Source organism: Streptomyces sp. NPDC008092, assembly GCF_042957285.1.
Lineage (GTDB): Bacteria > Actinomycetota > Actinomycetes > Streptomycetales > Streptomycetaceae > Streptomyces.
Map to the genome: position 1 here is coordinate 707479 of NZ_JBIBHY010000001.1, position 21976 is coordinate 729454.

Consider the following 21976-nt stretch of genomic DNA (forward strand, 5'->3'; position numbering starts at 1 on the left):
GCGGCGCTGCTCGGCGCGGCTCGGCACGGACGAGGAGGAGAGAACGTGGAGACGAAGGCGTACGGCTCGTGGCCCTCACCCGTCGACGCGGCCCTGGCCGCGGCGCACGACGGCTTCGCCGAGTGGGTGGGCTTCGTCGGCGACGAGCCCTGGTGGACCGAACCCCGGCCCGCGGAGGGCGGCCGCAGGACCCTCGTCAGCGGCTCCACCGGGGAGTCCGTGCTGCCCGCACCCTGGAACGTCCGCAGCCGGGTCATCGAGTACGGCGGACACCCGTGGGCCGGTGCCGTACCCGACGGCGACGGACAGCCGCTGCTGGTCTTCGTCCACTTCGACGACCAGCGGCTGTACCTGTACCGGCCCGGCGGGACACCCCGGCCGCTGACCCCGCCCGGACCCCGCTGGGCCGAGCCGCAGTTGCTGCTCGACCGGGGTGAAGTCTGGTGCGTCCTTGAGGAGTTCACCGGAGCCGCAGCCACCGACGTCCGGCGGGTGCTCGCCGCCGTACCGCTGGACGGCTCGGCCGCCGACGACCGGGCCGCCGTACGCGAACTCACCGGCGAACGGCACCGGTTCGTCACCGGGCCGCGTCTGACGCACGACGGACGCCGGGCCGCCTGGCTCGCCTGGGACCATCCGCGGATGCCGTGGGACGGCACGGAACTGCTGGTCGGCGAGGTCGGCGCGGACGGAACCCTGCACACGGTCCGCACCGTGGCCGGCGGTCCCGGCGAAGCGGTGGCGCAGGTGGCGTGGTCCGCGGACGACCGGCTGCTGTACGCGAGCGACCGCGGCGGCTGGTGGAACCTGTACCGCGACGACATCGCCCTGTGCCCGCGCGAGGAGGAGTTCGCGGGGCCGCTCTGGCGGCTCGGCCAGAACTGGTTCGCACCGCTGGACAACGGGCTGGTCGCGGTCCTCCACGGCCGCGGGGCGATGACACTCGGGGTACTCGATCCGGAGACCGGCGAGATCGCCGACGCGGCCGGGCCGTGGACCGAGTTCTCCGCCACCCTCGCCGTGCACGGCACCCGCGTCCTCGCGGTCGGCGCCGGCCCGCGCACCGCCCACGAGGTCGTCGAACTCGACACCGCCTCCGGCCGGGCCCGGGTCGTCGGCACCCCGCACCGGGACGCGGTCGACCCCGCCTACTACCCCGACCCGCAGATCCGCACCTTCGCGGGACCCGGCGGCCGCGAGGTGCACGCCCACATCCACCCGCCCCACCACCCCGGCCACCGCGCCCCCGACGGCGAGCTGCCGCCCTACGTCGTCTGGGCGCACGGCGGCCCCACCAGCAGGACACCGCTCGTCCTCGACCTTGCGATCGCCTACTTCACCTCCCGGGGCATCGGGGTCGCCGAGGTCAACTACGGCGGGTCCACCGGATACGGGCGGGCGTACCGGGAGCGGCTGCGCGAGCAGTGGGGCGTGGTCGACGTCGAGGACTGCGCGGCCGTCGCGCTCGCCCTCGCCGAGGAGGGCACCGCCGACCGGGCCCGGCTCGCGATCCGCGGCGGCAGCGCCGGCGGCTGGACCGCCGCCGCCTCCCTGACCGGCACCGACGTCTACGCCTGCGGCACCATCGCCTACCCCGTCCTGGACCTCACCGGCTGGGGCGCGGGGGAGACCCACGACTTCGAGTCCCAGTACCTGGAATCCCTGATCGGCCCGCTCGCCGAGGTGCCCGAGCGGTACGTCGAGCGGTCGCCCGCCGAGCACGCCGACCGGCTCACCGCGCCCTTCCTGCTGCTCCAGGGCCTGGACGACGTGATCTGCCCGCCCGCGCAGTGCGAGCGCTTCCTCGCCCGGCTCGACGGGCGTCCGGTGCCGCACGCGTACCTCACCTTCGCGGGCGAGGGCCACGGCTTCCGGCGTGCGGAGACCATGGTCCGCGCGCTGGAGGCGGAGCTCGCCCTCTACGCTCAGGTGTTCGGGCTGGACGTGCCCGGAATCCCCGAGCTGGAACTGGTGAAGTGACCGAAGTGCCGGAACAGACCGAAGTGACCGAACTGAGGAGACCCGCCAGGCTCTCCGCCGGTGCCCGGGTCGCCGTCGTGGCGCCGAGCGGGCCGGTGCTGGAGGAGCGGCTCCAGGCCGGCCTCGACGTCCTGCGCGGCTGGGACCTCGACCCGGTGACCGCTCCCCACGTGCTCGCCACCGACGGCGGGCTCGGGTACCTCGCGGGCTCCGACGCCGAGCGCGCGGCCGACCTCCAGCAGGCCTGGTGCGACCCGTCCGTCTCCGCCGTGCTCTGCGCGCGCGGCGGCTACGGCGCCCAGCGCCTCGTCGACCTGCTGGACTGGGAGGCGATGCGGGCGGGCGGCCCGAAGGTGTTCGTCGGCTTCAGCGACGCGACCGTGCTGCACGAGGCGTTCGCGACCCGGCTCGGCCTCGCCACCCTGTACGGGCCGGTGGCCGCCGGCGCCGACTTCGTCAAGAGCACCGAGGCGCAGGAACACCTGCGGGCCACCCTCTTCGCCCCGGAGACGGTCCGCACCATCCCCTCCCGGGGCGCCGCGCTGGTGGGCGGCCGGGCCACGGGTGTCACCGTCGGCGGCTGCCTGCGGCTGCTCGCCACGGGCGTCGGCACCCCGCACACCCACCCCGGCTTGCGGGGCGGTCTGCTCCTGCTGGAGGACGTCGGCGAGGCACCGTACAGCCTCGACCGGAGCATCACCCAGCTGCTGCGGTCCGGTCTGCTCGACGGTGTCGCCGGGATCCTGCTCGGTTCCTGGGACCGGTGCGGGCCCTACGAGCAGGCGCGGCCGATGCTCCTCGACCGGCTCGGCGGCCTGGGCGTGCCGGTGCTGGAGGAGTTCGGCTTCGGGCACTGCGAGGCGGCCCTGACGATGCCGCTCGGAGTCGCCGCCGAGCTGGACGCGGACGCGGGCACGCTGACCCTGCGGGAGCCGGCCCTGCGCTGAGAGGCCACCCGCGCCGGAGGCGGCTCCGCGTAGGGTGTCGGGATGCCGCACACCGCTTCCCGATATCTCGCCGAGGGTCCCCGCGTGGGCATCCGTCCGTACACCTACGAGGACGGTGCCGAGTTCATCGCCCGCGCCCGGGAGAGCAAGGACCTCCACCAGCCCTGGCTGTTCCCGCCCACCACGGACGCGGCCTACGCCGGCTATGCGGGACGGCTGATCGAGGACCGCAGCAAGGCGGGTTTCCTGGTGTGCGAGAAGGCGGGGGAGCCCGAGGGCGCGATCGCCGGGTTCATCAACATCAACAACATCGTCGAGGGCGGCTTCCAGTGCGGTGCGCTCGGCTACGGCGCGTTCGCGCACGCGGCCGGGCGCGGCCTGATGCGGGAGGCGATGGGCCTGGTCGTGGACCACGCCTTCGGGCCGATGCGGCTGCACCGGCTGGAGATCAACGTACAGCCCGGCAACACCGCGTCCATCGCGCTCGCGCGCGGCGCCGGGTTCCGGCTGGAGGGCTTCTCACCGGACATGATCTACATCGACGGGGCCTGGCGGGACCACGAACGCTGGGCGATCACGGCGGAGATGCGGACCGCCCGCTGACCTCGCCCCGCCGGCCCTGCCCGGATGACCTCGGCCCGCCGCCCCTGCGCCGATGACCTCGGCCCGCCCGCCTTTGCGCAATCCTGACCGGCAGCTCCCCTGGCCAGCTCACCCGGCGGCGGGTTCCATGGTGATCGTGACGAGGATCCGACGTGAGGTACTGACCCTGCCCGCGGCGGAGTTGGGCCCGGACAACCCGCTGCCGCCGCTCCGCCCCCCGGACGAGATCCACCGCATCGACGAGCGCGACCGGGAGGACCTGCCCCGGGACATGGCCCGGCAACTCGGCCACGAACCGCTGCGCAGCCTGCTCCCGGTACGGGTCCGCGACGGCTACGGCAGAGCCCGCACGCCGCGCGGGTTCGACGCCCTGGTGATCGAGAACGACCGGCTGCGGGCCACCGTCCTGCCCGGCCTCGGCGGCCGCGTCGCCTCCCTCGTCCACCTGCCCACCGGCCGTGAACTCCTGCACCGCAACCCCGTGTTCCAGCCCGCCAACCTCGCTCTCAACGGCGCCTGGTTCGCCGGCGGCATCGAGTGGAACATCGGCGCCACCGGCCACACCACCCTCTCCTGCGCCCCGCTCCACGCGGCCCGCGTCCCCGCCCCCGACGGCGGCGAGATGCTCCGGCTGTGGGAATGGGAACGACTGCGCGACCTGCCCTTCCAGGTCGACCTGTGGCTGCCGGACGGCTCCGACTTCCTGTACGCCGGCGTCCGCGTCCGCAACCCCCACGAACACCCGGTGCCCGGCTACTGGTGGTCCAGCACGGCCGTACCGGAGGACCGCCGGATCGTCGTCCCGGCCGAGGAGGCCTGGGAGTTCGGGCCCGAGCGCCGACTGCGCCGGGTGCCCGTCCCGGCGTACGACGTCCGGCCCCCGTACCCGGCGGACTGGTTCTACGACATCCCGGACGGGCGGCGCCGCTGGATCGCCGCGCTCGACGCCGACGGGCACGGCCTGGTGCAGACCTCCACCGACGCACTGCGCGGCCGGAAACAGTTCGTGTGGGGGTCGGGGCCCGGAGGCCGGCGCTGGCAGGAGTGGCTCGGCGGACCCGGCACCGACGGCTACCGCGAGATCCAGGCCGGACTGGCCCGCACCCAGCTGGAACACGTCCGCCTCGACGCGGAGAGCGAGGTCTCCTGGCTGGAGGCCTACGGCCCGCTGCGGGCAGCGCCGCGAGACGTCGCCGGGCAACTCGAACTCGCCCTGCCGCGCGCCGCGTTCGACGCCGCCCACGCCGCCTGGAAACCGTACGCCGACACCGAACCCGGCGAACTCCTCGCCACCGGCTCCGGCTGGGGCGCCCTCGAAGTGCTGCGCGCCGACTGGAAGCTGCCCGGCACACCGTTCGCCGAGTCGACGCTGACCGGGGAACAGGCGCCCTGGCGGGAGCTGCTGCGCACCGGCACCCTGCCCGAACCCCGCCGGGTACGGCCGCCCGGACCGACGCTGGTGGCCCCGCACTGGCGGGACATGCTGGAGACGGCCCCCGCCACCCCGCACACCGAGTACCACCTCGGCGTCGCCCAGTGGCACGCCGGCGACCGTGCCCAGGCCGTCCGCAGCTGGGAGCGGGCCCTCGCCCTCGCCCCGTCGCTCTGGCCGCTGCTGCGCTGTCTCGCCGTCGCCGACCAGGAGTACGGACAGCACGAGCGGGCCGCCGAGCGGTACGCGGACGCCTTCGACGACCTGTGCCGGGAGCGCCGTGACGACGGCGAGACCTGGACGGCGGCCTGCGCGGCGCTCGGCCGGGAGGCCGTCGAGGCGCTGCTGCGGGTGCGGCGGGTCGTGGACGCCCGGGCCGTGTGGGAGGCGCTGCTGCCCGCGATCCGGGAGCGCGGCCGGTTCCGGCTCCTGGAGGCGGAGCTGCTGCTCGCGGAGGGGCGGCGGGCGGCGGCCCGGGCCGTGTTCGAGTCCGGGTTCGAGGTGGCCGACCTGCGGGAGGGCTCGGACGCGCTCGGCCGGCTGTGGGCGCGGCTCGGTGACGAGCCGCTGCCCGCCCGGTACGACTTCCGGATGCGGCCGCCGGGCCTCTGACCGGTCCCCGCCTCAGTCCCGGTGCTGGTCGACGTACTCGAAGACCGAGCCGTCCGGGTGCATCGCGAGCAGCGTGTGGCCGACGGGCGTGGCCATCGGCCCCGCGAGGACGCGGGCGCCGAGGTCGTCGAGGAGCCGGTGGGCCGCCTCGACGTCCTGCACCGCGATCGTCGCGGCCACCTTGCGCAGCACCTCCAGCTCCGACTCCGGTCCGCTCATCAGGAGGAAGGAGCCGACCGCGGCGACCTGGACACTGCCGCGTTCGAAGCGCTGGGCTCTGCCGCCGGAGAGGCGTTCGTAGAACGGGATCGCGGTATCGAGGTCGTCGACGCAGATGCGCAGGGAGGCGCCCAGAATCTCCATGGGCACGAGCCTAGTTGCCGCGGGCCGGGACGGGGCGGCCTCCGGTGATCTCCTGTTACGGCAATTCCGGTCCGGGTACCCGCGCGGTATGGAACACCTGGATCATCTCGAACATCTGGACAAGGACCTCGTCGACGAGCTGGCACAGGTCGCCCGCGAGACCGTGCGGGACGAGCTGCGCGAGCAGGGCCGCAAGCGGCGGCGGGCCGCCGTGCTGTACGGCGCGTCCGGCGCGGTCGCCCTTTACGCCGGGGCTGCCGTGGCGCTGGCCGTGGGGCTGGCCTGGGCGATCCTGCTGCCGGCGTGGGCCGCGGCGCTGGTCACCGCGGTGATCCTGGGCGCGGTCGCCGGTGCGCTGCGGGAGGCGGGGCGGCCGAAGAGGCCGCATGCGCCGCACCGGGTGGCCGGCGGGACGGCGCCAGGGGCACCGCCCGGCGGGCTGGGGCTGCCGTATCCGCCGATGCCGGCGGCTCCGCCCAGGCCGGGTGTGGATCCGGAGGCGCCTCATCACCGGGGCTGACGGGTCGCGCAGGGCCTGCCCAGCTCCCGGCCGGGGGTGCCCCCCACCGCCCCTCCCGGGCGCGCCGGAGCGGGCGGTGTCCCGACGCGCGGTGTTTCAAGGTCGAGCCTACGGTTACGTGGGTGGCCTTGGACCTCGTCGTATCCCCGGAGGCGCACCGTGAGTCGTCGGCCCCGGACTGTGATCGTCGGCGCCGGGTTCGCCGGGTACCGTGCGGCCCGCACGCCTACGCGGCCGGCCCGGGGCCGCGCAGGTATCACCCTGCGTGACCGCACCGACCACTTCCTGTATCTGCCCCTGCGGCCCCGGGGCGCCGCGGGGATCCTCGGCCCCGGCGGATCGCCCATCCGCTGTCCGGTGCCCTGCGGAGAAGGGGCGGCCGATCGTCGGTCCCTGCCGAAGGCCCCCGAATCCGTCACGGACCATCCTCCGGAAGGAGCCTCATGAACACCGCCGAACTCGTCGAACTCGCCCAGCAGTTGCGCGTGGACAGCGTGCGGGCGGCCGCCGCGGCCGAGTCCGGGCATCCGACCTCGTCGATGTCCGCCGCCGACGTGATGGCCGTCCTGCTCGCCCACCATCTGCGCTACGACTTCGAGCGGCCCGACCACCCCGGCAACGACCGCTTCGTCCTCTCCAAGGGCCACGCCTCGCCGCTGCTGTACGCCGCCTACAAGGCGGCCGGTGCCATCGACGACGCCGAACTGCTCACCTTCCGCATGCTCGGCAGCCACCTGGAGGGGCACCCGACCCCGCGCCGGCTGCCCTGGGTGGAGACCGCCACCGGCTCGCTCGGCCAGGGACTGCCGGTCGGCGTCGGCATCGCGCTGTCCGGGAAGCGGCTGGAGCACGGCCGTTACCGGGTCTGGGTGCTGTGCGGGGACAGCGAGCTGGCGGAGGGCTCCGTCTGGGAGGCCGCCGAGCACGCCGGGTACGAGCACCTCGACAACCTCACCGCGATCGTGGACGTCAACCGGCTCGGCCAGCGCGGCCCCACCCGGCACGGCCATGACCTCGACGCCTACGCCCGCCGCTTCCAGGCCTTCGGCTGGCACACCGTGCAGATCGACGGGCACGACGTGGACGCCGTCGACCGCGCCTGCGGCGAGGCCGCGGCCACCCCCGGACAGCCCACCGTGATCCTCGCCCGCACCCGCAAGGGCCGGGGTGTCGCCTCGGTCGAGGACCGCGAGGGCATGCACGGCAAGCCGCTGCCGGACGCTGCGGAGGCCGTTGCCGAACTCGGCGGGGTACGGGACCTGCACGTCCACGTGAAGGAGCCGCCGGCGGCCCGCGCACTGCACTCGGTGCCCACGGGCGCGCTCGAACTCCCGCGCTACGACAAGGGAGAAGAGGTCCCCACCCGGGACGCCTTCGGCAAGGCGCTCGTCGCGCTGGGCCACGCCCGCGCCGACGTGGTCGCGCTGGACGGCGAGGTCGGCGACTCCACCCGGACCGAGCTCTTCGGCAAGGAACACCCCGACCGCTACTTCGAGTTCTACATCGCCGAACAGCAACTCGTCGCCGGTGCCGTCGGCATGGCCACGCGCGGCTGGGTGCCGTACGCCGCGACCTTCGCCGCCTTCCTGAGCCGGGCCTACGACTTCGTGCGGATGGCCGCCGTCAGCGGCAGCGGGATCAACCTGGTCGGCTCGCACGCGGGCGTGGCCATCGGGCAGGACGGGCCCTCCCAGATGGGCCTGGAGGACCTGGCGATGTTCCGCTCGTTGTACGGCTCGACCGTGCTCTACCCGTGCGACGCCAACCAGACCGCCAGGCTCGTCGCGACCATGGCCGGGCTCGACGGCATCCGCTATCTGCGCACCTCGCGCGGGGCGAGCCCGGTGATCTACGGCCCGGACGAGGAGTTCCCGGTCGGCGGCAGCAAGGTGCTGCGCTCCTCCGAGGAGGACCGGCTGACCGTGGTCGCCGCCGGGGTCACCCTGCACGAGGCGCTGAAGGCCGCCGACGCGCTCGCCGAGGACGGCATCGCGATCCGGGTCGTCGACCTCTACTCGGTGAAGCCCGTCGACCGGCAGACGCTGTACACGGCCGCCGAGGAGACCGGCTGTCTGCTCACCGTCGAGGACCACCACGAGGAGGGCGGGCTCGGCGACGCCGTGGCCGAGGCGTTCGCGGACGGCAGGCCCGTGCCGCGGCTGGTACGGCTCGCCGTCCGCATCATGCCGGGTTCGGCCGCCCCCGACCAGCAGCTGCACGCCGCGGGGATCGACGCCGACGCGATCGCGGTGGCCGGCCGGCTGCTGGTCGAGGAGGCCGTCGTGCGATGACCCGGCACGGACTCCGCCCCGGTGCGGGAGGCCGCGAAGGAGAGAGGGAGGAGCACGAGTGAGTACGTACGTCTACGGCATCACGGCCGCCGCGCACCCTGCTCTGCCCGAGGGCATGGACGGGGTCGGCGATCCGCCGCGCCGGGTGCGGGTCCTCACGGAGGGCGGGCTGGCCGCACTGGTCAGTGAGGCCCCCGCCGGGCTCCGGCCCGGGCGCCGGGATCTGCTCGCCCACCGGAACGTGCTGGCCAGGGCCGGGGACGGCGGCTGCGTGCTGCCCATGCGGTTCGGCAGCGTCGCCCCGGACGACGACACCGTCACCGGCGTCCTCGCCGAACGCGCCGACCACTACCGGGAGCGGTTGCGCACCCTCGACGGCAAGGTCGAGTACCACGTCAGGGCCGGCCACATCGAAGAGGCCGTGCTGCACCGCGTGATGTCCGAGGACCCCGAGCTGCGCGCCCTGGCCGAGGCCGGCCGGAAGGCGGGCGGCGGCACCCACCAGAGCCGGATGCGGCTCGGCGCGATGGTGGTGGCCGCCGTACAGGCCCGGGAGGCGGAGGACGCGGCCGAGGTGCGGCAGGTGCTCGAAGCCGAGTCGGCCGCCGTCAGCGCGGAGCCCGACCCCACCGGCTGGCTGGTCAACGTGTCCTTCCTCGTGGACCGGCGCTCCGCCGGGTCCTTCCTGGCCGGAGCCGAGCGGCTGCGCAGGAGCCGCCCGCATCTCGACCTGAGCGTCAACGGACCGCTCCCGCCGTACAGTTTCGTCGAACCGGGGCCCGCCGAACCGGCGGTCTCCACGGCCGGCCGCGGACATCGCCAGCAGGAGGACAGATGACCTCACAGGGCGGACTCCGGTACGTGTACGCCGTCTGCCGTCCGTTCGCGGCAGCCCTTCAGGCCCAGCTCACCGGCGTGGCCGGGGTCCCGCCGGGGCTGCTCAGGCACCACGGGCTGGTCGCCGTCGTCAGCACGGTCCCGGAGGGCGACTTCGCCGAGGAGCCGCTGCGGGAGCACCTGGCGGACCCGGACTGGACGGCCGCGACCGCCCGTGCCCACCAGTGCGTGATCGACGCGCTCACCACGGTCACCACGCCACTGCCGCTCCGGCCGGCCACGGTCTTCCGGGACGACAGCGGCGTACGGATCATGATGGAGGCCCGGGAGGCCGAGTTCCTGCACACCCTCGACCGGCTCGACGGGCGGGTCGAGTGGGGCGTCAAGCTGTACGCCGGCCCGCCCGGGCAGCCGGCCCCCGCCGCCGAGGAATTCGCGCGTGTCCTGCACGAGCGGCTCTCCGGGCGCGCCGAGGACTGCCGGCTGCACCCTCCGCAGCCTGCGGCGCTTTCCGGAGCGTCCGGGCAGAACCTGCTGAACGCCGCCTATCTGGTGTCCCGCGCGGATTCCGAGCAATTCGTGGAACTGGTCGACCGCACGAGGGACGAGGCACCGACGACGCGGGTGGAACTCACCGGACCGTGGGCGGCGTACTCCTTCACCGAGCCGATCACCGAGCCGGCGGAAGTGCGGGAGCAGCCGTGACCGTCAGCGCATCGGGTTCGCCCTGATGCTCCCGCAGGACCGCGTGCATCAGGTTCGCTTGCGGCCGAGGATCTCGCCGTGCAGTACGGCGAACCAGCCGTCCTCCTGCTCCGCCCACTCCCGCCAGGCCGCCGCGATCTCCGCCAACCCCTCCGTGGTCGCGTGGCCACCCTCGATGGCTCGCTCCGCATAGGCGGAGGCGACCGTGCGGTCCGCCCACAGCCCGCCCCACCAGGCCCGTTCCTCGGCCGTGCTGTACGTCCAGGTGCCGGAGGTGGCCGTGATGTCCGTCAGCCCCGCCGCCAGCGCCCAGGACCTCAGCCGCCGCCCGGCGTCCGGCTCGCCCCCGTTGGCGCGGGCCACCCGCCGGTACAGGTCCGACCAGTCGTCCAGGCCGGGCACCGCCGGGTACCAGGTCATCGCCGCGTAGTCCGAGTCGCGTACGGCGATGAAGCCGTCCGGTTTGGTGACCCGGCGCATCTCGCGCAGCGCCTGCACCGGGTCGCCCACGTGCTGGAGCACCTGGTGGGCGTGGACCACGCAGAAGGTGTCGTCCGGGTACTCCAGCGCGTGCACGTCGGCGACCGCGAAGTCCACGTTCGCCAGCCCGCGCCCGGCCGCGGTCGCGCGGGCCTGCTCCAGGATGCCCGGTGCGTGGTCGACGCCGGTGACATGGCCGTCGGGGACCAGCTCGGCCAGGTCGGCGGTGATCGTGCCGGGGCCGCAGCCGATGTCCAGGATCTTCATGTGGGGCTTCAGCGAACCGAGCAGGTAGGCCGCGGAGTTGGCGGCGGTGCGCCAGGTGTGGGAGCGCAGCACCGACTCGTGGTGCCCGTGCGTGTAGACGGCGGTCTCCTGTGGCTTCGACATGGCTCAACCCCTTCGCGTCACACCGGCGGACGGGGCCGGACGGCCCCGTCCCGCGGTATCCGCAACGCTACGCCCGCATGTCGAATGATGAGACCTGCGTTTCATGATGCGGACTGACAGTCCGTCATGCCGCTGCGGCGGATCAGGGCAGCGGCCGGTACACGGTCAGTGCCTCCGGCAGCTTCTCCACCGTCATCTCCCCCGACACGTCGGTGACTTCGCCGTCGTACGCGAGCGGTGTGCCGGCCGCGACACCGGTCAGGCGCAGCCGGCTCAGCCGGGCCTTGCCGCGCGCGGCGCCGGGGTGACGCCCGCTCGGGCGGAGCCGGGAACGGGGGAGCGGAACCGGCCCCGCGAGGGCGGCGGAGAGCAGGCGGAGCGCGGGATGCCGGCCGCCGTGCACCACGCGTACGTCGAGCTGCCCGTCCGCCAGGTCGGTGCGGCGGCCCGGGGTCAGGGCCAGCCGGTGGTACAGGCAGTTGCCGACGAACAGCAACCACAACGGGTGGGTCTCGCCGCGCAGTTCGACCTGGAGCGGATGCCGGTCGGCGCGCAGCACACGCAGTACGGCCAGCACCTCGGCCGGCCAGGCGCCGATGCGGTGCGACCAGCGTTCCCGCTCCCGGACCAGCTCCGGGTAGACGCCCAGGCTCAGCGTGTTCAGGAAGACGCCCTCCCGGCCGCCGGAGGCGAAGCGGCCGACGTCCACCCGGACCGCCGAGCCCTCGCGCACCGCCCGGCCGAGGTCCCGGCCGTCCTCCACGCTCAGGTCGTGGGCGAAGTGGTTGAGGGTGCCGCCGGGCAGTACCGCGAGCGGCAGCCCGTGGCGCAGGGCGACGCCGGCCGCCGCGTTCACGGTGCCGTCGCCGCCGCACACCCCGAGCGCCCGCGCCCGCACCGCCGCCTTCGCCAACTCGGCCTGCACCTCGTCCGGTTCACACTCCACCAGCTCCGCCGCCGGCAGCTCGCGGCGCAGCACCCGGAACCGCTCGGCGCTGCCGGAGGCCCGGTTGGCCACCACCACCAGACCGTCCCCGTCGGGCAGCGCCGGGGCCTCGGCGCGCGGCCGGGGCGGCGGGCCGGTCCGCGCCCGCGTCGGCACCAGCCCCCGTACCGCCAACGCGGCGCCCACCCCCAGCGCCGCACCCGCGAGCACGTCGCTCGGGAAGTGCACGCCCGTGTAGACCCGGGACAGGGCGACGGAGAACGCCACCGGCGCCAGCACCGCGCCCCACGCCGGGGACTCCAGGGCGATCCCGGTCGCGAAGGCGGCCGCCGACGCGGCGTGCCCGGAGGGGAACGAGGTGGTGATCGGCTGCCGCTTCAGGTGCCGTACCGCGGGCACCGGGTCCAGGAGCGGGCGCGGGCGGCGCACCGAGCGCTTGCCGAGGGTGTTGATGGTCAGGGAGGCCAGGGTGAGCGAGGCCAGGCCGCGGGCGGCGGCCCGGCGGGCCCGGGGCGTGCGGGTCGCGGCCACCGCGGCGGCCGCCGCCAGCCACAGCACGCCGTGGTCGGCGGTGCGGCTCAGCCGGGGCAGCACCGGCTCGGCGAACGGCCAGTTCCGCTCGGCGGCGCTCTCGAACAGCCGGCTGTCGAGGGCGAGCAGCCGGTCGCGCAGGGGGTGCCGGCCGGGCTTCGGGACGGTGAGGTCGAGGTCTGGGCTCATGCGGGTCCGGGTACCCTGAAGTGGCACTTTCCTGCCGGCCCGCGTCGCGGTCGAGCGAGCCGAGTGAGAGGAACCCCGGATGCGCCTGCTCCTCATACGTCACGGGCAGACCCCGACCAACGTCGACTTCCTGCTCGACACCGCGGTACCCGGTCCCGGTCTGACCGCCCTCGGCGAGCAGCAGGCGGCGGCCCTCCCCGGGGCCCTCGCCGGCGAGGACATCGAGGCCCTCTACGTCTCCACCCTCACCCGCACCCAGCTCACCGCCGCCCCGCTGGCCGCCGCCCGCGGTCTCGGCCCCGTCGTCCGCGACGGCATCCGCGAGGTGTCCGCCGGCGACCTGGAACTGCTGCCCGGCCACTCCGAGCGGGGCGAGGAGTACATGCGCACGGTGTTCGCGTGGGCGGCCGGGGACACGGCGCTGCGCATGCCCGGCGGGGAGAGCGGGGACGAGGTCCTGGGCCGCTACGACGCGGTGGTCGCCGAGGCCGCGGCGACCGGCGCCGGAACGGTAGCCATGGTCAGCCACGGTGCCGCGATCCGCCTGTGGACCGCGGCCCGCGCCGACAACGTGGACGTCCCCTACGCGGCCTCCCGCCCCCTCGACAACACCGGTGTGGTGATCCTGGAGGGCTCTCCGGCCGACGGCTGGAAGGCGCTGTCGTGGGAGGGTGCGGTCGTGGAGCCGACGGGGGCGAGCGGGCCGACGGGGGAGCCGGTGGAGTAGGGCCGCCGACGTTTTCGGCCGCGGGCACGTCGTGGTTGCTCGCGCCGTTCCCCGCGCCCCTGAAGGGGCGCTCACCGCAGCGCCCCTTCTTTTGAGGGGCGCGGGGAACCGCGCGACCAGCCCCCCACCGGGCCGCGGTCGAAGACGGCGGGCAGATAACGGTTTGCCCCAGGTCGGAGGCACCCCGCACAATCCCTCACCATGGGACACCTGGAAGCCGCGCACCTTGAGTACTACCTCCCCGACGGGAGGGCGCTGCTCGGCGACGTCTCCTTCCGGGTCGGCGAAGGGGCCGCCGTCGCCCTCGTCGGACCCAACGGCGCCGGCAAGACCACCTTGCTTCGGCTGATCTCCGGCGAGCTGAAGCCGCACGGCGGCACCGTGGCCGTCAGCGGCGGCCTCGGCGTGATGCGCCAGTTCGTGGGCTCCGTACGGGACGAGACGACCGTACGGGACCTCCTCGTGTCCGTCGCACCGCCCGGCATCCGCACGGCCGCACAGGCCGTCGACAAGGCCGAGCACGGCATCATGACCGTCGACGACGAGGCGGCCCAGCTGAAGTACGCGCAGGCCCTCGCCGACTGGGCCGAGGTACGCGGCTACGAGCACGAGACGCTCTGGGACATGTGCACCATGGCCGCCCTCGGGGTGCCGTACGAGAAGGCCCAGTGGCGGCAGGTGCGCACCCTCTCCGGCGGCGAGCAGAAGCGGCTGGTGCTGGAGGCGCTGTTCCGGGGCACCGACGAGGTGCTGCTGCTCGACGAGCCGGACAACTACCTCGACGTGCCCGGCAAGCGCTGGCTGGAGCAGCAGCTGAAGGAGACCCGCAAGACGGTCCTGTTCGTCTCCCACGACCGCGAACTCCTCTCCCGCTCCGCCGAGAAGATCGTCTCCGTGGAACCCTCGCCGACCGGCGCCGACGCCTGGGTGCACGGCGGCGGCTTCGCCACCTACCACGAGGCCCGGCGTGAACGCTTCGCCCGCTTCGAGGAGTTGCGCCGCCGCTGGGACGAGAAGCACGCCCAGCTGAAGAAACTCGTGCTGAGCCTCCGTCAGGCCGCCTCCATCTCCCACGAGTTGGCGTCCCGGTACGCGGCCGCCCAGACCCGGCTGCGCAAGTTCGAGGAGGCCGGCCCGCCGCCCGAGCCACCGCGCGAGCAGGACATCAGGATGCGCATCAAGGGCGGCCGTACCGGCGTACGGGCCGTGACCTGCGCGCAGCTCGAACTCACCGGCCTGATGAAACCCTTCGACCTGGAGGTCTTCTACGGCGAACGGGTCGCCGTCCTCGGCTCCAACGGCTCCGGCAAGTCGCACTTCCTGCGGCTGCTGGCCGGCGAGGACGTGGCCCACTCGGGGGAGTGGAAGCTGGGCGCGCGGGTGGTGCCCGGGCACTTCGCGCAGACCCACGCCCACCCCGAGCTGGAGGGCCGGACCCTCCTGGACATCCTGTGGACGGAGCACTCCCAGGACCGCGGCGCGGCGATGTCCCGGCTGCGCCGCTACGAGCTCACCCAGCAGGCCGAACAGAACTTCGACAGGTTGTCCGGGGGCCAGCAGGCCCGGTTCCAGATCCTGTTGCTGGAGCTGCAGGGTGTGACGGCACTGCTTCTCGACGAGCCGACCGACAACCTCGACCTGGAGTCCGCCGAGGCACTCCAGGAGGGTCTGGAGGCCTTCGACGGCACGGTGCTCGCCGTCACCCACGACCGCTGGTTCGCCCGCTCCTTCGACCGCTACCTGGTCTTCGGCAGCGACGGCCGGGTCCGCGAGACGGCGGAGCCGGTGTGGGACGAGCGCCGGGTGGAGCGGGTGCGGTAGGGCGGTTCGGCGGAGCGGTACGACAGGGCAGCGGCGCAGGGCGGTGCCCTAGGGAGGCCCGCGCGCCCGGATGTTCGTACAGTGGAGGCAGGAATCCGGACCGCCGGGACCCACACGACGAGCGGGGTACCACCATGACCGGAGTCGACCCCAGCCGGCTGGACGAACAGCAGCTCATGAAGGAGCTGGAGACCATCCACCGGACGCGCCACGACACCCTGCTGTACGGCTCGAACGACGCGCTGCGGGCCCACAACGAGCGCATGGCCCAGCTGGAGGGCGAGTACCTGCGGCGCAACCCGCGGCGTCTCGTCGCCGCCGGCCGCACCCGGGAAGGCGCCCGCGAGCGGAACTGCGCCGAGACCGCGACACCGGGCGCCGCCGCGAACTGAGGCCGCTGAGGTCGTTGAGACACGACACCAGCACCGGCTCGTGCCCGGCGCCGGAGACCGCCTGCCACGGCTCGGTCAGCTCCACCTGCTCGACGCCCTCGGGCGCGGCCAGAAACGCGATACGCATGACGCTCATTCCCTTCGGCGGCTTCGCTGGTTCGCTGCGCCCCGGCTCACTCCCCGTCGGCCACCGGCCTCGGCCGGCACCGGCAGCCCGCCGCGGCGTACCGGATGCGGCAGCAGCGAACCCCGCTCGACCAGCGTCTCGGGAGCGTTCACGCACCGCAACACGTCGGCGGGCGGCCGTGGCGCCGGGGCTCGGGGGCGTTCCCGGCTCATGACGTCACCCGAAAGAGGGCGCGTGTCCCGCGAATGGGGTCCGGCCGCGCGCGGCGGGGCGTGGGCCGGGCTGTGATGGCTGCGGGGGTACGGGCCCCGTGCCTCCGAGTCGTCCGTGCAAGGAGCTCCTCCCATGCGCCGCACCGTTCGCACCCTGTCCGTCGCCGTCCTGGCGGGTGCCGCGTTCGGCGCCACCGGCCCGGCCGCCGCGGTCGCCGCCGGGACCAGCCCCGGCGGCGCCCGGCCGGGCGCCGCCGTCACCGTCTCCGTGACCTGCGCGAAGACCGTCGCCGGGCGGGACGGCACCCGGACCGCCGACGGGACCTGTCCGGTGGTGGCGAGCGGACAACAGGCACGGCCGTCGACCGCGCACCCGGTCGTCGCGGGGGACGACGGCGTTTCGGCTTCTGCGGGGGACGGCGGTACGGCTTCCGTGGGGGACGGCGGCACGTTCCTCCTCCAGGGCGACGGCGGGGCGATGCCGCAGGTCGGCGGTGGGGCCGTGCCGCAGACCGGCGGCGGCACGGTGCCCCCGGTGGACGGCGGGACGGTCGTCGGCGGGGACGACGGTACGGTCATCGGCGGGGACGACGGAACGGCCGTGCGCGGCGACGACGGCATGCTCGCCCGCGGCGACGAGGGCACGGCTCCTCGCGATGACGCGGGCACCGGCGTTCGTGGTGGTGACGCGGGCACCGGCGTTCGTGGTGGTGACGCGGGCACCGGTGTCCGTGGTGGTGACGTGGGCTCCGGCATTCGTGGTGACGTGGGCATCGCCGGCCGTGCGGACGACGGCTCGGCCTCCCTCGGCGATGACGGCACTGCCTTCCCCGGCGATCGCGCTGACGGTGACACGGCTTCCCGTGCTGACGCCGATGCCGCGGATCCTCGGGGCGAGGGCGGCGACGTCTCTCACGGGACGCACGGGAGCAGTGAGCGGCCCTGCGCCGGAGGGCAGCAGTCGTGCGGTGGCGGTGGCGGTGACGCCCAGGAGTGCGGCGGGGCCCGCGGCGATGACGGATCCTGCGCCGGGGCGGGCATGCAGCACGGGGTGGCGGCCGGGGACGGCGGCGCCTACAGCACGTCCGTACCGGCGCTGGTCGCGGGCGGGATGCTGATCGCGGCGGCCTGCTGCGGCGCCGCGTACCGGCTGTGGGGCGGGCGGTCGTACCGGCTGTGGGGCGGGCGGTCCGGCGCGGACGGGTGACCGGGCGGCCGCCGGGTACCCCGGAGCGCCCACTCCGGCACCGTACGCACGACGCGGACCGGACAGCACCGGACCGGACAGCACACGGCACCACGGACTGCGCGGAGGCGGACATGCGGCGGACGGATCCCGAGGGCCACGGACCGGCGGCCGGCACCTCCCCGGAGGAGAACGCCCCCGTGGCGCCCGAAGGCCACGGTCCCGTCCGCTACGGGCCGCCCCTGCCCGACGACGGGCTGCCCGTCCTGCCCGAGCTCGCCGCGGTACTGGCCGCCGCCGCGAACAGGGGAACGGAAGAGCCCGTCGGCGGCGGACCGGCGCTGCTGGACGCGGCCCGCGGCTACTGGGAACGCCGCGGGCTGCCCGTCCCGCCCGGCCGGGTGACCGCGGGACCCGGCGCCCCCGCCCTGCTGCTGGCGCTCACCGCCGTGCTCGGCGGCGACGTGCTGGTGCCGCGCCCCTGTGCCGCCTGGTGGGCGCCGTACGCCCGGCTCCTCGGCCGGCCCGTCTTCCACGTACCCACCCCGGCCGAGTCCGGCGGCGCCCCCGACCCGTACGCGCTGCTGGAGACCGTGCGCCGGGTCCGGGACGAGGGCGGCGACCCCCGGCTGCTCGTGCTCTCCGTCGCCGACGACCCCACCGCCACCGTGGCCCCGCCCGAACTGCTGCACGAGACCGTGGAGGCCGCGGCCGGCGCGGGACTGCACCTGGTCAGCGACGAGACCTGGCGCGACACGCTGCACGCCCCGGACGCCACGGTGCTGCTCAGCCCCGCCGAGATGCTCCCGGACCGGGTCACCGTCGTCACCGACCTGGCCGGTGCCCTGCTGCCGGCCGGCTGGCCCGCCGCCGTCGCCCGGTTCCCGGCGGGCGCCACCGGCACGGCCCTGCACGCGCGCGTGCTCGACATCCTGACGGCGCTGGGCGCCCGCCTCGCCGGACCGGTCGCGGTCGCCGCGGGGTACGCGCTCGACGAGCCCGAGCCCGTCACCGCACGCCGGGAGGCCACCGTACGGCTGCACGCGCGCGTGGCCGCCGCAGCGCACGCCGCGGTCGTCGCCTGCGGGGCCCTGGCCCGGCCCCCGCAGGCCGGCCGGCACCTGTACGCCGACCTGGAACCGCTGCGCGCCGCACTCGGCGGCCACGGGGTCGGCGACGCACAGGAGTTGGAGGACCTCCTCACCGCCCGGCTCGGCATGCCGGCACCCGGCGGCCACCGCTTCGGCGACGACCTCGGCGCGCTGCGCGTCCGGCTCGCCACCGGCCCGCTGCTGGGCGGCACCGCCGCGGAACGCCTGGAATGCCTCACGTCCCCCGCACCGTTGGAACTGCCACACGTGCAACGCGCGTTGATGTCCTTGGGATCGGTACTCGGCGATCTCCGCGACGACGCTCAGCGATGGGAGCCTCCTCGATGACGCAGCAGACGCATGAGCCAGGGCCCGCGACGACGACTGCCACCACGACGACTGTCTCCACGACCACTGCCACCACGACTGCCCCCACCACGACTGCCCCCACCACGACGACTGCTCTCACCACGTCTGTCATGACGACCAGAGAAGCCGACACCGCCGCCCCCGCGTTCCCGCCGCTCGCCGAACCCCGCCCGCTGGGCGAACTCCGGGTCTGGCCGCGGACCTTCCACGATCGCCTGACCGCCCCGCTGCCCGGCCTCAAGGCCATGGCCCGCTTCGCCCGCGAGGGCTCCGTCCGCCCCGGCCGCGAGGGCCTCGCCGACGTCCGCCGGCTGCCCTTCGAACCCGGCCCGCTGCCCCGCGCGGACGCGGGCACCGTCTCCGTCACCTGGGCGGGGCACGCCAGTTGGGTCGTCCGGATCGGCGGCCTGACCGTCCTCACCGACCCGGTCTGGTCCCACCGCATCCTCGGCACCCCCGCCCGCGTCACCCCGGTCGGCGTCCCCTGGGAGACCCTGCCGCGCATCGACGCGGTCGTCGTCAGCCACAACCACTACGACCACCTGGACGCCCCCACCCTGCGCCGTCTCCCGCGCGACACCCCGGTGTTCGCGCCGGCCGGGCTCGCCCGCTGGTTCCGGCGCCGCCGATTCACCACCGTGACCGAGCTGGACTGGTGGGAGGCGGCCGAACTGTCCGGGGTCCGCTTCGACTTCGTCCCCGCCCACCACTGGTCCAAGCGCACCCTCACCGACACCTGCCGCAGCCTCTGGGGCGGCTGGGTCCTCACCGCCCCCGACGGCGGCCGCGTCTACTTCGCCGGTGACACGGGCTACGGCCACTGGTTCTCCCGCATCGGCCGCCGCTACCCCGGCATCGACCTCGCCCTGATGCCCATCGGCGCCTACGACCCCCGCTGGTGGCTCAGCGACGTTCACCTCGACCCGGAGGAGGCGGTCCGGGCCACGGAGGACCTGGGCGCGAGGCGCATGGCCCCCATGCACTGGGGCACCTTCATCCTCTCGGCAGAGCCGGTCCTGGAACCGCTGACGCGGGTACGGGCGGCCTGGGAGAAGACGGGACGGGAGCGGGGGGACCTTTGGGACCTGCCGGTGGGAGGGTCGAGGGTTCTGGAACGGGCTTCATCTGAAAGCACCATCCACTAGAGCGGCCCTTTGGGGGCGCTGGGGGTGCCCCCGGCCGAAGGCTGGGGGAGGAACTGCGCGACAAGCCCCCACGCACCCGCACCCCGCTCCGCACCCGCACCCCGCTCCGCGCCCTCACCCGGCAGCCCGAACCCGCCGCCACACACTCGGCGCCACACTGATGACAACCGTCAGCCCCACCGCCGCCACCACCCCCTCCCACGGCTCCGGAAACAGCGACCCGCCCAGAATCCCGATCACCTGATACGTCACCGCCCACGCCAGACAGGCCGGCAGATTCCCCCGCGCGAACCGCCGCAACGGCCACTCCGCCAGCAGACAGGCCAGCATCACCGGGATACGCCCGGCCGGCACCAGCCGTGACAGCACCAGCACGGCGACCCCGTGCTCCGCCAGCTTCCCCTGCGCCTGCTCCAGCCGCTCCTCCGGCGCCCGCGCCCTGATCGCCTCCAGCCACCGCGACCCGTTCTTCGACCGCAGCCCCCGCCGCCCCAGCCAGTACAGCGCCGCATCCCCCAGGAAGGCCGCCAGCGACGCCGTCACGAACACCAGCGCCAGCGCGAACGGCGCCGTCTGGTGGAACGCCACCACCGCGGCCGAACTCACCAGCGCCCCCGTCGGCACCACCGGCACCAACGCCCCGATCAGCACCAGCAGGAACAGCGTCGGATACCCGATCGCCTGCTGCGTGGACTCGGTCGAGGTGGAGGTCGCCGCCGTGGAGCCGGCGGCGGCCGCCATGACCACCAGCAGTCTCACCGCGCGACCTCCAGCCGCACGCTCTCCCCGTGGCCGAGCCGGTGCACCGCCACCTGCGGCGCGTACTGGGCGGCCAGACGCACGAACTCCTCGCCCGGCGCATGGAATTCGTGCGGGCGCACCGCGTCCATGCCGATCGGCCAGTACGTCCCGTAGTGCACCGGCACCGCGCTGCGCGGCGCCAGCAGCGCCAGCGCCCGCGCCGCCCGGCCCGCGTCCAGATGCCCCTCGCCGAGGTGCGGTCCCCACCCGCCGACCGGCAGCAGGGCCACGTCCACCGGCCCGACCGCCTCGGCCATCTCGTCGAACAGCCCGGTGTCCCCGGCGAAGTACGTCCGCGCCGCGCCCTCGACGACGTATCCGAGGGCGGGGGAGCGGTGCGGTCCGACCGGCAGCCGTCGGCCGTCGTGCCGGGCGGGCACGGCCCGTACGACGAGAGGGCCGACGTGTATCTCGTCGCCGACGTCCACCTCGGTGATCCGCAGGTGACGGAGGCGGCGGAGCGCGGGTACCGCCCGTGGTGCGCCCCGGGGCACGAGCAGGCGCGTGCCCGGAGCGAGCCCGGCCAGCGAGGGTACGTGCAGGTGGTCCGCGTGCAGGTGGGAGACGAGCGCGAGGTCCGCGCGGCGGGCCTCGGGCGGCGGCGGGGCGCCCCGGCGGCGGCGCAGGTGGGCGAGCCGGCGCGCGAACAGAGGATCGGTGAGCAGGCGTGTGCCCGAATCCTCGATCGTGCAGGTGGCGTGACCCCACCAGGTGATCTCCACCGGCACCTCTTTGCCTCCTTCGCGCGACTCCCCGAAGCCTACGTGCAGGAGTAGGGTCGGCGGCGAAACCCGGAGGTGAGGGGGGACGCCATGGGACAGGTGCGGGGTGCCCCCGGTGGGCTCGCGCCGGTGCGGGTGACCGCGATCGCGAGTCTGACGCCCCTGGAGGAACTGGAGATCGACCCCTTTCTGGTCGACTCCCGCAGCCAGCACGCGATGTGCGCCCGCTGGGCCGTCGAACACGGCTACGTCATCGCCCGCGAACTCCTGGTCCGCGGCCTGCGCCCCGACCACAGCGCCCTGTGGACCGGCGTCCGGCCCGGCCTCGACGTCTTCGTCGCCCCGAGCAGACGGGTCCTGGAGAGCGCGCTGTCGTCGGTCGAGGACTTCATGGCGGAGTGCGCGAGACGCGGGGTCCGGGTGGAGACGGTGGGCCGCGCGGAACCCCGCTACGACGCCCGTATGAAGGCCATGATCCACCGGAGGCTGTCCATGCCGACGGCGGGGTACGACGGGCGGTAGGGCCGGGGCCGCCGCACAGCGCAGCTGTGCCCCGC

At 74.7% G+C, this 21976-nt stretch carries 20 protein-coding genes and 1 pseudogene; 15 read left to right on the plus strand and 6 right to left on the minus strand.

Features of this window, described 5'->3' with window-relative positions; translation table 11 throughout:
- Window positions 1-45: 45 nt before the first annotated feature.
- The 4 genes from ACFZB3_RS02860 (at window position 46) to ACFZB3_RS02875 (ending at window position 5574) form a co-directional block, all read left to right on the plus strand.
- Window positions 46-1980 carry an LpqB family beta-propeller domain-containing protein gene (locus ACFZB3_RS02860; RefSeq protein WP_391368593.1) on the plus strand — a complete coding sequence of 645 codons (1935 nt, stop codon included), beginning with the start codon at window positions 46-48 and terminating at the stop codon, window positions 1978-1980.
- A gap of 23 nt (window positions 1981-2003) precedes the next feature.
- Window positions 2004-2927 (plus strand): LD-carboxypeptidase, encoded by a 924-nt coding sequence (locus ACFZB3_RS02865; protein ID WP_391369725.1) that lies wholly within the window; start codon window positions 2004-2006, stop codon window positions 2925-2927.
- Between the two features lie 42 nt (window positions 2928-2969).
- On the plus strand, window positions 2970-3530 hold the full coding sequence (locus ACFZB3_RS02870; protein ID WP_391368596.1) for a GNAT family N-acetyltransferase: 561 nt from the start codon (window positions 2970-2972) through the stop codon (window positions 3528-3530).
- A 127-nt stretch (window positions 3531-3657) separates the two neighbouring features.
- Entirely contained in the window at window positions 3658-5574 is a 1917-nt protein-coding gene (locus ACFZB3_RS02875) for a DUF5107 domain-containing protein (RefSeq protein ID WP_391368599.1), read from the plus strand.
- Window positions 5575-5586: 12 nt separating this feature from the next.
- Here the strand turns inward: ACFZB3_RS02875 and ACFZB3_RS02880 are convergent, their stop codons facing one another.
- The gene (locus ACFZB3_RS02880) at window positions 5587-5937 is read right to left on the minus strand and encodes a VOC family protein (RefSeq protein ID WP_391368602.1); all 351 of its coding nucleotides are present in this window, start codon (window positions 5935-5937) and stop codon (window positions 5587-5589) included.
- Window positions 5938-6025: 88 nt separating this feature from the next.
- On the opposite strand from ACFZB3_RS02880, the gene ACFZB3_RS02885 reads away from it, so the two are divergent.
- The 4 genes from ACFZB3_RS02885 (at window position 6026) to ACFZB3_RS02900 (ending at window position 10290) form a co-directional block, all read left to right on the plus strand.
- Window positions 6026-6457: a phage holin family protein gene (locus ACFZB3_RS02885; RefSeq protein WP_391368605.1), complete on the plus strand. Its 432-nt coding sequence runs from the start codon at window positions 6026-6028 to the stop codon at window positions 6455-6457.
- Between the two features lie 443 nt (window positions 6458-6900).
- Window positions 6901-8748 carry a transketolase gene (locus ACFZB3_RS02890; RefSeq protein WP_391368608.1) on the plus strand — a complete coding sequence of 616 codons (1848 nt, stop codon included), beginning with the start codon at window positions 6901-6903 and terminating at the stop codon, window positions 8746-8748.
- 58 nt (window positions 8749-8806) lie between these two features.
- The gene (locus ACFZB3_RS02895; RefSeq protein WP_391368611.1) at window positions 8807-9586 is read left to right on the plus strand and encodes a GvpL/GvpF family gas vesicle protein; all 780 of its coding nucleotides are present in this window, start codon (window positions 8807-8809) and stop codon (window positions 9584-9586) included.
- Window positions 9583-10290, plus strand: coding sequence for a GvpL/GvpF family gas vesicle protein (locus ACFZB3_RS02900; RefSeq protein WP_391368614.1), 708 nt, complete (start codon window positions 9583-9585; stop codon window positions 10288-10290). Before ACFZB3_RS02895 ends, ACFZB3_RS02900 begins: the two co-directional genes overlap by 4 nt.
- A 48-nt stretch (window positions 10291-10338) precedes the next feature.
- Here the strand turns inward: ACFZB3_RS02900 and ACFZB3_RS02905 are convergent, their stop codons facing one another.
- Window positions 10339-11160: a methyltransferase domain-containing protein gene (locus tag ACFZB3_RS02905; RefSeq protein ID WP_391368617.1), complete on the minus strand. Its 822-nt coding sequence runs from the start codon at window positions 11158-11160 to the stop codon at window positions 10339-10341.
- A gap of 142 nt (window positions 11161-11302) precedes the next feature.
- Complete coding sequence (locus ACFZB3_RS02910; protein ID WP_391368620.1) at window positions 11303-12826, minus strand: phosphatase PAP2 family protein; 1524 nt, start codon at window positions 12824-12826, stop codon at window positions 11303-11305.
- Window positions 12827-12905: 79 nt separating this feature from the next.
- Here ACFZB3_RS02910 and ACFZB3_RS02915 point away from each other — a divergent pair, with 79 nt between their 5' ends.
- The 3 genes from ACFZB3_RS02915 (at window position 12906) to ACFZB3_RS02925 (ending at window position 15766) form a co-directional block, all read left to right on the plus strand.
- Window positions 12906-13553, plus strand: a complete 648-nt coding sequence (locus ACFZB3_RS02915; protein WP_391368623.1) for a histidine phosphatase family protein — start codon at window positions 12906-12908, stop codon at window positions 13551-13553.
- Window positions 13554-13754: 201 nt separating this feature from the next.
- Window positions 13755-15374 (plus strand): ATP-binding cassette domain-containing protein, encoded by a 1620-nt coding sequence (locus tag ACFZB3_RS02920; protein WP_391368626.1) that lies wholly within the window; start codon window positions 13755-13757, stop codon window positions 15372-15374.
- Between the two features lie 134 nt (window positions 15375-15508).
- A complete protein-coding gene (locus tag ACFZB3_RS02925; RefSeq protein ID WP_391368629.1) occupies window positions 15509-15766 on the plus strand; it encodes a DUF6158 family protein in 258 nt (85 codons plus the stop codon).
- A 22-nt stretch (window positions 15767-15788) separates the two neighbouring features.
- Here the strand turns inward: ACFZB3_RS02925 and ACFZB3_RS02930 are convergent.
- A pseudogene (locus ACFZB3_RS02930) lies at window positions 15789-15893 on the minus strand (protease); the annotation flags it as partial.
- A 345-nt stretch (window positions 15894-16238) separates the two neighbouring features.
- Between ACFZB3_RS02930 and ACFZB3_RS02935 the strand changes: the two are divergent.
- From ACFZB3_RS02935 to ACFZB3_RS02945, 3 genes are all read left to right on the plus strand, one after another.
- On the plus strand, window positions 16239-17312 hold the full coding sequence (locus ACFZB3_RS02935; RefSeq protein WP_391368632.1) for a hypothetical protein: 1074 nt from the start codon (window positions 16239-16241) through the stop codon (window positions 17310-17312).
- 113 nt (window positions 17313-17425) lie between these two features.
- The gene (locus ACFZB3_RS02940; RefSeq protein WP_391368635.1) at window positions 17426-18730 is read left to right on the plus strand and encodes an aminotransferase class I/II-fold pyridoxal phosphate-dependent enzyme; all 1305 of its coding nucleotides are present in this window, start codon (window positions 17426-17428) and stop codon (window positions 18728-18730) included.
- On the plus strand, window positions 18712-19896 hold the full coding sequence (locus ACFZB3_RS02945; RefSeq protein WP_391368638.1) for an MBL fold metallo-hydrolase: 1185 nt from the start codon (window positions 18712-18714) through the stop codon (window positions 19894-19896). Before ACFZB3_RS02940 ends, ACFZB3_RS02945 begins: the two co-directional genes overlap by 19 nt.
- Before the next feature lie 114 nt (window positions 19897-20010).
- Here ACFZB3_RS02945 and ACFZB3_RS02950 read toward each other — a convergent pair whose 3' ends face one another.
- Entirely contained in the window at window positions 20011-20637 is a 627-nt protein-coding gene (locus ACFZB3_RS02950) for a VTT domain-containing protein (RefSeq protein ID WP_391369728.1), read from the minus strand.
- A 14-nt stretch (window positions 20638-20651) separates the two neighbouring features.
- Window positions 20652-21425, minus strand: a complete 774-nt coding sequence (locus ACFZB3_RS02955) for an MBL fold metallo-hydrolase (RefSeq protein WP_391368641.1) — start codon at window positions 21423-21425, stop codon at window positions 20652-20654.
- Window positions 21426-21509: 84 nt separating this feature from the next.
- Between ACFZB3_RS02955 and ACFZB3_RS02960 the strand changes: the two genes are divergently transcribed.
- A complete protein-coding gene (locus ACFZB3_RS02960; protein ID WP_391368643.1) occupies window positions 21510-21941 on the plus strand; it encodes a hypothetical protein in 432 nt (143 codons plus the stop codon).
- Window positions 21942-21976: the final 35 nt, after the last annotated feature.

Bases quoted from the DNA above. Each gene is read 5' to 3' on its own strand.
- ACFZB3_RS02870 (WP_391368596.1), top strand. From the start codon at position 2,970: ATGCCGCACACCGCTTCCCGATATCTCGCCGAGGGTCCCCGCGTGGGC.
- ACFZB3_RS02875 (WP_391368599.1), top strand. From the start codon at position 3,658: ATGGTGATCGTGACGAGGATCCGACGTGAGGTACTGACCCTGCCCGCG.
- ACFZB3_RS02880 (WP_391368602.1), bottom strand. From the start codon at position 5,937: ATGGAGATTCTGGGCGCCTCCCTGCGCATCTGCGTCGACGACCTCGAT.
- ACFZB3_RS02885 (WP_391368605.1), top strand. From the start codon at position 6,026: ATGGAACACCTGGATCATCTCGAACATCTGGACAAGGACCTCGTCGAC.
- ACFZB3_RS02890 (WP_391368608.1), top strand. From the start codon at position 6,901: ATGAACACCGCCGAACTCGTCGAACTCGCCCAGCAGTTGCGCGTGGAC.
- ACFZB3_RS02900 (WP_391368614.1), top strand. From the start codon at position 9,583: ATGACCTCACAGGGCGGACTCCGGTACGTGTACGCCGTCTGCCGTCCG.
- ACFZB3_RS02905 (WP_391368617.1), bottom strand. From the start codon at position 11,160: ATGTCGAAGCCACAGGAGACCGCCGTCTACACGCACGGGCACCACGAG.
- ACFZB3_RS02910 (WP_391368620.1), bottom strand. From the start codon at position 12,826: ATGAGCCCAGACCTCGACCTCACCGTCCCGAAGCCCGGCCGGCACCCC.
- ACFZB3_RS02915 (WP_391368623.1), top strand. From the start codon at position 12,906: ATGCGCCTGCTCCTCATACGTCACGGGCAGACCCCGACCAACGTCGAC.
- ACFZB3_RS02920 (WP_391368626.1), top strand. From the start codon at position 13,755: ATGGGACACCTGGAAGCCGCGCACCTTGAGTACTACCTCCCCGACGGG.
- ACFZB3_RS02925 (WP_391368629.1), top strand. From the start codon at position 15,509: ATGACCGGAGTCGACCCCAGCCGGCTGGACGAACAGCAGCTCATGAAG.
- ACFZB3_RS02935 (WP_391368632.1), top strand. From the start codon at position 16,239: ATGCGCCGCACCGTTCGCACCCTGTCCGTCGCCGTCCTGGCGGGTGCC.
- ACFZB3_RS02940 (WP_391368635.1), top strand. From the start codon at position 17,426: ATGCGGCGGACGGATCCCGAGGGCCACGGACCGGCGGCCGGCACCTCC.
- ACFZB3_RS02945 (WP_391368638.1), top strand. From the start codon at position 18,712: ATGGGAGCCTCCTCGATGACGCAGCAGACGCATGAGCCAGGGCCCGCG.
- ACFZB3_RS02950 (WP_391369728.1), bottom strand. From the start codon at position 20,637: ATGGCGGCCGCCGCCGGCTCCACGGCGGCGACCTCCACCTCGACCGAG.
- ACFZB3_RS02960 (WP_391368643.1), top strand. From the start codon at position 21,510: ATGGGACAGGTGCGGGGTGCCCCCGGTGGGCTCGCGCCGGTGCGGGTG.